Below are 8,389 nucleotides of genomic sequence, written 5' to 3' on the forward strand. Positions count from 1 at the left end.
CACCCCGCCTACCCCTATTTCTTCGGGTCTGGTGGGCTCTTTTTTTTTTATAACATACTGGTCCTCGGGGGGGTCGGCGGTGGGGTGCCGGGGGTCGGCGCGCCCGCCGGACCTCGACGCCTCGTCAGCTCCCGGCCCGGCTGAGGATCCGGGTCGCCTGGGTCTCGTGGCCCTCCAGGAGCGCCACGTCCGAGGTCGCGATCGCCTTGGCCGCCGCCGGCGGGACGCCGGTGGCGGGGTCGAGCACCTCGTTCTGCAGCGCGAGCCGCTGCTCGTCGTGGTGCGACGTGCGGCCGCCCGTGGACAGGCCCCAGCCGAACGGGAACAGCGGGTCGTAGTGCCTGTCCCCGACGTTCACCACCGGGTCGTCGGCCGACCGCGGCCACGAGACCGGCAGCTTGCCCGTGAACTTCCGGTCGCCGAACAGCACGTCCGCGACGCCGGCGCCCTCCGTGCCCGGCAGCCACGACGCGACCAGCGCGTCGATCGACCGGAGCTGATCGGTGAGCACCTGCGGCCGCCCCGAGACCACCAGGACCACGCAGGTCCTGATCTCGGCGCAGACCTTCTGCACGACCGCGGCGTCGCCGGGCTGCAGCGACATCGACTTCTCCTCGCGGGGCACCCCGCCGTCGGCCGGGTCCCAGGCCCACTCGGGCCCGCCGACGTCGCCGAACCCCTCGGCGTACGGCGTCTCGCCGACGACGACGATCCCGACGTCGGCGCCGTCCGTCGGCGCGGAGGCGTCCTCGCTGAACGTGACGTCGTCGGCCGCGGCCTGGATGCCCTCCAGGATCGTCGTGCCTGCGGTGACGTCGCCCGAGAACCCCTGCCAGGTGCCGGTCCAGCCGCCGGCCTGGTTGCCCAGGTCGTCGGCGTTGCGGCCCGCGACGTAGATGCTCTCGTCGTCGTCCAGGGGCAGGGCGCGGTGGCTGTTCTTGAGCAGCACCTGCGACTCGGCGACGGCCTTGCGGGCGATCGCCCGGTGCTCCGCCGAACCGATGCCGTCGGCGTTCGACCGGTCCGCGAACGGCTCCTCGAACAGCCCCAGCTCGAACTTGGCGACGAGGATCCGGGACACCGCGTCGTTGACGCGCTGCTCGCTGACGCGCCCGTCCTGGACCGCCGCGAGCAGCCGCGTGTGGAACCGCTCGAACTGCGACGGCTCCATGAACATGTCGATGCCCGCGTTCACGCCGGTGACGATCTGGTCGGTGGTCGGGGAGTCGTCCGCGAGCGGCGGGATCTGGTGGATCCCCTGCCAGTCGCTGATCACGAAGCCGTCGAACCCCTGCTTCTGCTTGAGCCACCCGGTGACCAGCTCGCGGTTCGCGTGCATCTTCACGGGGTTGCCGAGGCCGTCGTCGGTCCAGTCGATGCTGGAGAAGCTCGGCATGACCGACCCGACACCGGCCTTGAGCGCCGCCACGTACGGCGGCAGGTCCACCTGCTCGACGTGCCGCCGGCTCTGCTCGGTGATGCCCTGGTCGATCGTGTAGTCGCCCTCGCCGGTGCCGAACGTCGTGTCGCCGTCGCCCGCGAAGTGCTTGGCGGTCGCGAGCACGGACGTGCTGCTGTCGAGGTCCCTGCCCTGGAAGCCGGTCACGGCGGCCGCGCCGAGCACGCTCGCGAGCGCGGGATGCTCCCCGAAGGACTCGTACGTGCGGCCCCAGCGGTCGTCGCGCACCACGCACACGCACGGCGCGAACGTCCACGGGATGCCGGTCGCCCGCGTCTCGGACGCGACCATGCGCTCGGCCCGTGCGACCAGCAGCGGGTCGCGCGTGGCGCCGAGCCCGATGTTGTGCGGCAGGATCGTCGCGCCGTTCAGGTTGCCGTGCCCGTGCACGGAGTCGACGCCGTAGATCAGCGGGATCTGCAGCCGCGTCGCGAGGGCCTGCGTCTGGAAGCCGTCGATCGCGTCCGCCCAGGCCTCGGGGGTGTTCTCGGCGGGCGTCGAACCGCCGCCGCTGAGTACCGAGCCGAGGCCGAGCTCCGCGATGACCGTCGGGTCGCTGGTGACGTTCCCGCGCTCCGCCTGCGTCATCTGCCCGACCTTCTCCGCGAGCGTCATGCGCTTCAGGAGGTCGGCGACCCGCTTCTTGGTGGACAGGCGCGGGTCCAGGTAGGGCAGGCCGTGCGCCCGCACGACGACGGCGGGCTGGCGGGAGACCTGTGCGTCCCGCGACTCCAGGGTCACGGGCACGGTCTCCGCCGTCTCGCCGGAGGCCGAGGCGCGGGTCGTGATCCGGACGGTCCGCTCGGTGCCGGACGGTGCGCCGGCGGGGAACTCGAGCGTGCCGGAGCCGGCGGCGTAGTCGGCGTCGGCGGTGGCCGTGCCGGAGCCGGTGCGCCAGCCGACGGTGACGGGGGCGGCGAGCGCGGCGCCGTCGGCGGCCTCGACCGTGACGGTGACCGTCGCGGTGGCGCCGTCGTCGACGAAGGTGACGGAGTCCGCGCTCACGACGGCCTCGGCGGCCGGGGCGGCGCGGGTGGCCAGAGGGGGTACGAACAGTGTCGTGGTGGCGAGAGCCGCCACGGAGATGAGTGCCGGTGTTCTGCGGACGCGGCAGTGCTGCGCCGCGCCTGAGATGGCGGACATCTGAGGTATTCCTCTCTTCTTTGGGAGGTGATTTACCGATCACACACCGCCCTCCGGCGAGGCACAAGCGCTGCTGACTGCTGGATAGGGTGATTCGGTGGACCTCATTACCCCCTTTGCGAGGATGCTCCGGGCTGACAACCCCGGCCCGATGACGCTCGACGGCACCCGGTCGTACGTGCTGGGTGCCCCCGGTGCGCCGGGCCGCGTGGTCGTGGACCCCGGCCCGGACCTCGCGCCGCACCTCGCCGCCCTGGCCGACGCCGGCCCCGTCGACCTGGTGCTCGTCACCCACCGGCACGCCGACCACACCGGCGGGCTGGCCCGGTTCCGGGAGCTCACCGGCGCCCCGTCGCGCGGGATCTCGGCGGAGTTCTCCGCGGGCGCCGGCCCGCTGGTCGACGACGAGGTCCTGGAGGTGGCGGGACTGCGTATCGAGGTGCTGGCCACGCCGGGCCACACGGCGGACTCAGTGTGCCTCGTCGTGTCGGACGGCACATCCACCGTGGTGCTCACCGGGGACACGGTGCTGGGCCGCGGCACCACCGTGCTCGCCGAGCCGGACGGTTCGCTGCGCGACTACCTGGCGTCGCTGGACCGGCTGAGCGCGCTGGACCTGCCCGACCTCGTGCCGGGGCTGCCCGGGCACGGACCGGTGATCCCGGACCTGCGCGCGGTGGTGCACGCGTACCGCGAGCACCGCACGGAGCGGCTGGACCAGGTGCGCTCCGCGCTCACCGCCCTCGGGGTGACGCTGCCGGACGCCGCCGCCCCGCTCCCGGACCCGCTCCTGGACGCCGTGACCGGCGCGGTGTACGCCGACGTCGAGGCGTCGGTGCTGCCGGCCGCCCGGTCGTCGGTGCGGGCGCAACTCGAGTACCTGCGCGGGACCGAGCGCTGAACGGCCTCCGGGGAAGACGTCACGGAGCGGAGGACGTAACGCAGAGGTAGCAGTGCTAGCTCAGCGTTACGTCCTCCGCTGCGTAGCGTCTTCCCGGCGCCATCCCGGACGTGCGCTCAGAGCGCCTTGCCCAGGAAGAGGAGCTGAGCATCGTCCGAGCCGTAGGGCGGGTAAGGCAGCACCGGCCGATAGCCGAGCTTCCCGTACAGGCGCAGCGCCGTGGGCTGCCGGATACCGGTGTTGAGGTAGGACGCCAGGCCTCCGCGCCGTCGGGCCGCCTCCTCGAGGTACCCGACCAGGGCCGAGGCGACGCCCGCGCGGCGCACCGACGGGTCCACGAACACGCTCTGCAGCTCGAACCCACGGGACTCACCCGCCTCCGCGGCAGCGGCGATGCCGCCGACACCGCGCATCGGGTCGGCCGTGAGATGCTTCGGGCCCACCGGCGACGGCGCGAGGGTGGCGCAGCCGACGGGCCGGCCGTCCAGCACGGCCAGGACTGTCACCAGCGTGGTGCGCCCCCGCTCGACGTCGACGACGTCGTGGCCGCCGCGCGCCTCGACGACCCGCGCCAGCTCCGGGTAGAGCGGCTGAAGGTACACCCACATCGCGCGCCGCAGGGCGGCGGCGTCGGGGTCGTCCCAGGGGACCTCGCGGAGCACCGGGGCGGACGCCGGGGCCGGCGGGGTCTCGACGGGCCCGACCAGCGGTGCCGCGCCGTCGGGGACCAGCCACTTGCCGAAGCAGCGCGAACCAGGCTCGTCCGAGAACACGCCGAACGACTCGACGGGGTCGTACCCCAGCCGCAGGTACAGCCCGAGCGACTCGGGCTGCATGAGCCCGGTCTCCAGGACCAGGTGCCGCACGCCCGCGTCGCGGGCGACGTCCTCCGCGGCCTTCATCACCGTGCGGGAGAGCCCGCGCCCGCGGAAGCCCGGCGCCACGTACACGCGCTTGACCTCGGCGGTGCCGTCCGGGTGCAGGCCGCCCTGGTAGTCGTCACGGCCCGACAGGTCGCGCAGCGCGGCATGGCCGGCCGGCTCGCCGTCGACCCGCAGCAGCAGGGTCGCGAACACGTTCGACGGGTCCACCTGGTCGCGCGCGTCGGGCACGGGTGCGCCGTCGGCGTCCGTCGTCGCCGGCCGGCCGGGCTGCGTGTACCGCAGGTCGATCTCGTGCTGCTGCTCGGCGCGCAGGCGGACGGCGTCCGCGTGATCCCAGCCGACCGTCTCGATCGTGAGACCCGCGAGAACCTCAGCGACCATGGCCGCCTGCCCGGACCTGTCCGGTGGTCACGCGTGGACCAGGGAGGACAGCACCGACGTGAAGAACGTCAGCCCGTCCACACCGGCGCGCGGCCCCTCGGCCGACGCCGGGCCGAAACCTGCCTCGACCGCGTGCTCCGGGTGCGGCATGAGACCCACCACGTTGCCACGGTCGTTGGTGATGCCCGCGATGTCGCGGCGCGACCCGTTCGGGTTCCAGCCGTCGTACCGGAAGACGACGCGGCCCTCGCCCTCGAGCTCGTCGAGGGTGCGCTCGTCGGCGACGAACTGGCCGTCCTGGTTCTTCAGCGGGATGGTGATCTGCTGCCCGCGGCGGAACTCGTTGGTCCAGGCCGTGCGCGCGTTCTCGACGATCAGCGACTGCTCCCGGCACACGAAGTGCAGGTGGTCGTTCTTGACCATCGAGCCCGGCAGCAGGTGTGCCTCGGTGAGGACCTGGAAGCCGTTGCAGATGCCGAGCACCGGCATGCCGCCGTTGGCGGCGTCGACCACGGCGGACATCGCCGGCGCGAACCGGCTGATAGCGCCCGCGCGCAGGTAGTCACCGTAGGAGAACCCGCCGGGCAGCACCACGGCGTCGACGTCCTGGAGCGACTCGTCGGCGTGCCAGAGCGAGACCGCCTCGGCGCCGGCCAGGCGCACGGCGCGCACCGCGTCGCGGTCGTCGAGCGTCCCGGGGAACGTGATGACGCCGATCCGGGCGCCGGCGATCCCGGGGGCGGCGACGGCCGCCGTCGGCTCGGTGGCCGACATCAGGCGCTCACCGGGGTGCCGGTCGCCTCACCCGGGACCGCGGCGGCGTCGGAGACCGAGACCACGTCCTCGATCACCGGGTTGGACAGCAGGGTGGCCGCGGCCTCCCGGGCGGCGGCGAGGATCTCAGGCGTGACCTCACCCTCCACCTCGAGCTCGAACCGCTTGCCCTGACGCACACCGGAGAACTGGGTGAAGCCGAGGCGCGGCAGCGCTCCGACGACAGCCTTGCCCTGGGGGTCCAGGATCTCGGGCTTGGGCATGACCTCGACGACGACGCGTCCCACGAAGGCTCCTTGAAGGTGAGGGAATTCCGGGACGAGTCTACTTGCGCCGCGGGGTGCCTCGCCGTCCGTGGACAGTGACCTGCGCCGCGCCGCCCGTGTGCGCGTCCGCGACCGGTTGTGCAGCTCGCCCGACGTGCTTAAGGTAGTCATCGCCCACGACTACGATTTCGTAGTCGTCAACCTCGACTACCAATAGGTAGTCACCATCTGGAGGTGCGATGCCGTACACCGGCAAGGTCACGAGCCCCGAGTCGCTCGGGCGGATCCTGCAGCAGGCCCGCCTGCTCAACGGATGGAGCCAGCGCGACCTGGCGGCACGCATCGGCACCACACAGCGGTACATCTGGGAGATCGAGGCAGGCAAGCCGTCGATCTTCGTCGACCGACTCTTCGCTCTCATGCGAGAGACAGGTACGGAGCTCACCGCCACGATCGATCCCAGGGATTCTGATGGGTGACCTCGTCGTCGAGCTCTACGGCACCGAGATCGGCACGCTCGTCGGGACGGGCGCAAGCTTCGACTTCGTCGCCAGCCCCGCGGCCATCCAGACGTTCGGCCTGGACAGCACGGTGCTGTCCCTCGCCGTGCCACTAGCCGTCGTCCCCGCCCGTGCCCGACGGGAACGACGCCAGAACTTCTTCCGCGAGCTGTTGCCGGAGGGGCGCATGCTCAGCCGCCTCGCCCAGAACGCGGGCGTCGCGGAGCACGACGTGGTCGGCATGCTCCGCCAGTACGGCCGCGACATCGCGGGCGCGCTCCAGATCTGGGATCCAGAAGCGCCGGGGGAGCCGAAGATCCCAGCAACTGAGCCGTTGGCCCCCTCGGGTGTCGCCGATCTGTTGCGCAACGTGGCGACGTTCCCGCTGGCCAACAAGCCGATGAGCGGCAAGACCTCCCTCGCCGGAGTGCAGGACAAGGTCGTCCTCGCGCATTCCGCTCGGGGCTGGGCCCACGTCTTGGACGGCTATCCGTCGACACACATCCTCAAGCCCGAGTCGCGCGACTATCCCACGATCATCTACGACGAGGAGTACGGCTCCCGTTTCGCACGCGCACTCGGCCTCGCGGAGTTCGATACGCGCATCGAGGAGTTCGACGGAGTCCCGGCCCTGGTCATCGAGAGATACGACCGCATCGGCGGTGAGCCCCCGAGCCGTGTTCACCAGGAGGACTTCAACCAGGTGCTCGGCCTGCGCGGGGATCAGAAGTACCAGCGCATCGGCGGGAAGGCATCGTTGGCCCGCGTCGCACGCGAGCTCACCCTGACGGGCGGTCGCGAGTCCGTCCTCCGGCTTGCCAGGATGACGACGCTCGCCACCGCAGTCGGAAATCTCGACCTGCACGCCAAGAACGTGTCACTGCTGCACGCACCCGACGGTTCCGTCGAGCTGGCACCGGCCTACGACGTCGTCCCCCAGGCGCACCTGCCCAACGACGGAGAGCTCGCACTGGCCGTCGACCGCGTCTACCACCACGCCGCGGTCACCCGGGCGCACCTCGCGGCAGAGTTCACGACGTGGGGCCTGCGGGACAGCGATGCCCTGGTCGAGCAGACGCTGACGACGGTACTGGAGACGGCGAAGGCCGAGGCGCCGGATCGACGTGCCCATCCCCACCTCGCCGACGACGTCACCAGGTTCACGACGAACCTCCTGGCCGGACTGCCCACGGACGGTCGGTAGCGCGTCACGCCGTCAGGTACTGGTCCGCCCAGGCGCTGATGATGCGGGCGGCGCGCTTGGCCTGGCCCGGCGCGGTGAGCAGGTGGTCGGCGCCCTCCAGGGACACGAACGACCGAGGGTGCCGGGCCTCCCGGAAGATCTCCCCCGCGTTCGAGATGTCCACGGTGCTGTCCGTCGGCGAGTGCATCACCAGCAGCGGCGAGCCCAGCTCGCGGATCTTCGAGCGCAGCTCGGCCCGCCGGACGTCTTCGACGAAGTGCCGCTTCAGCGTGAGCGCACGGCCGCCCACCATCCACTGGGCGTGGCCCTCGTCGAACACCCGGCCCAGGACGGCGTCGTAGTTGTGCTCCGCGTGCCGCGGCTGCACGGGGGCGCCGATCGTCGCCACCGCCTGCACGCCCGGGACGTCGGCGGCGGCCGCGATCACCGCGGCGCCGCCGAAGGAGTGCCCCACCAGGAGGTGCACCGGCATGTCGTGGTCGGCCATGAACTCGGCGGCCCGCACGGTGTCGGCCACCTTGTGCGTGAACGAGCCGTCGCCCCAGTCGCCCTCGGAGTCGCCCAGGCCCAGGTTGTCGAAGCGCAGCATCCCGATGCCCTCGATCGCGAGCTGCTTGCAGATCCGCGCGGCGGCCGGCGAGTCCTTGCCCAGCGTGAACCCGTGGGAGAACACTCCCCAGCCCCGCACCTCGCCGTCCGGCCGGTCGATGATGCCCGCGAGGCGCGGCCCCGTGGTGCTCTCGAACGTGACGCGCTCAGCCACGACCACTCCCCTTCTCGACGAAGCGGCGATGTTAACGCCACCCGAGTTTCGCGGAGATGACGCCGACGCGCAGCGAGACGGGCGGACCAACCCCCTGACTCGGCGCACCGCGTG

The 8,389-nt window shown here is 72.0% G+C and carries 8 protein-coding genes; 3 read left to right on the forward strand and 5 right to left on the reverse strand.

The window, feature by feature from the left end; genetic code table 11:
* Window positions 1-124: 124 nt before the first annotated feature.
* On the reverse strand, window positions 125-2,602 hold the full coding sequence (locus ACFWEJ_RS24315) for a glycoside hydrolase family 3 protein (RefSeq protein ID WP_377231757.1): 2,478 nt from the start codon (window positions 2,600-2,602) through the stop codon (window positions 125-127).
* 97 nt (window positions 2,603-2,699) lie between these two features.
* Between ACFWEJ_RS24315 and ACFWEJ_RS24320 the strand changes: the two genes are divergently transcribed.
* Complete coding sequence (locus ACFWEJ_RS24320; RefSeq protein WP_377231758.1) at window positions 2,700-3,503, forward strand: MBL fold metallo-hydrolase; 804 nt, start codon at window positions 2,700-2,702, stop codon at window positions 3,501-3,503.
* 116 nt (window positions 3,504-3,619) lie between these two features.
* Here ACFWEJ_RS24320 and ACFWEJ_RS24325 read toward each other — a convergent pair whose 3' ends face one another.
* The 3 genes from ACFWEJ_RS24325 to purS are packed head-to-tail and all read right to left on the reverse strand — an operon-like array spanning window position 3,620 to window position 5,829.
* On the reverse strand, window positions 3,620-4,768 hold the full coding sequence (locus tag ACFWEJ_RS24325; RefSeq protein WP_377231759.1) for a GNAT family N-acetyltransferase: 1,149 nt from the start codon (window positions 4,766-4,768) through the stop codon (window positions 3,620-3,622).
* A 27-nt stretch (window positions 4,769-4,795) separates the two neighbouring features.
* Window positions 4,796-5,542, reverse strand: a complete 747-nt coding sequence (gene purQ / locus ACFWEJ_RS24330) for a phosphoribosylformylglycinamidine synthase subunit PurQ (protein WP_377231760.1) — start codon at window positions 5,540-5,542, stop codon at window positions 4,796-4,798.
* Window positions 5,542-5,829, reverse strand: coding sequence for a phosphoribosylformylglycinamidine synthase subunit PurS (purS, locus tag ACFWEJ_RS24335; RefSeq protein WP_377231761.1), 288 nt, complete (start codon window positions 5,827-5,829; stop codon window positions 5,542-5,544). Before purS ends, purQ begins: the two co-directional genes overlap by 1 nt.
* Window positions 5,830-6,047: 218 nt before the next feature.
* On the opposite strand from purS, the gene ACFWEJ_RS24340 reads away from it, so the two are divergent.
* Both ACFWEJ_RS24340 and ACFWEJ_RS24345 read left to right on the forward strand, forming a co-directional pair.
* Window positions 6,048-6,287 (forward strand): helix-turn-helix domain-containing protein, encoded by a 240-nt coding sequence (locus ACFWEJ_RS24340; protein WP_377231762.1) that lies wholly within the window; start codon window positions 6,048-6,050, stop codon window positions 6,285-6,287.
* Window positions 6,280-7,512 carry a type II toxin-antitoxin system HipA family toxin gene (locus ACFWEJ_RS24345; protein WP_377231763.1) on the forward strand — a complete coding sequence of 411 codons (1,233 nt, stop codon included), beginning with the start codon at window positions 6,280-6,282 and terminating at the stop codon, window positions 7,510-7,512. Before ACFWEJ_RS24340 ends, ACFWEJ_RS24345 begins: the two co-directional genes overlap by 8 nt.
* Before the next feature lie 4 nt (window positions 7,513-7,516).
* Here ACFWEJ_RS24345 and ACFWEJ_RS24350 read toward each other — a convergent pair whose 3' ends face one another.
* Window positions 7,517-8,275 carry an alpha/beta hydrolase family protein gene (locus ACFWEJ_RS24350; protein ID WP_377231764.1) on the reverse strand — a complete coding sequence of 253 codons (759 nt, stop codon included), beginning with the start codon at window positions 8,273-8,275 and terminating at the stop codon, window positions 7,517-7,519.
* Between the last annotated feature and the right edge of the window lie 114 nt (window positions 8,276-8,389).

Origin of the sequence: Promicromonospora sp. NPDC060204, from assembly GCF_042728455.1 — a bacterium.
Lineage (GTDB): Bacteria > Actinomycetota > Actinomycetes > Actinomycetales > Cellulomonadaceae > Promicromonospora.

What these genes read in the sequence shown, in the direction of transcription:
- ACFWEJ_RS24315 (WP_377231757.1), bottom strand. Translation starts at nt 2,602, where the DNA reads ATGTCCGCCATCTCAGGCGCGGCGCAGCACTGCCGCGTCCGCAGAACA.
- ACFWEJ_RS24325 (WP_377231759.1), bottom strand. Translation starts at nt 4,768, where the DNA reads ATGGTCGCTGAGGTTCTCGCGGGTCTCACGATCGAGACGGTCGGCTGG.
- ACFWEJ_RS24345 (WP_377231763.1), top strand. Translation starts at nt 6,280, where the DNA reads ATGGGTGACCTCGTCGTCGAGCTCTACGGCACCGAGATCGGCACGCTC.
- ACFWEJ_RS24340 (WP_377231762.1), top strand. Translation starts at nt 6,048, where the DNA reads ATGCCGTACACCGGCAAGGTCACGAGCCCCGAGTCGCTCGGGCGGATC.
- purQ (WP_377231760.1), bottom strand. Translation starts at nt 5,542, where the DNA reads ATGTCGGCCACCGAGCCGACGGCGGCCGTCGCCGCCCCCGGGATCGCC.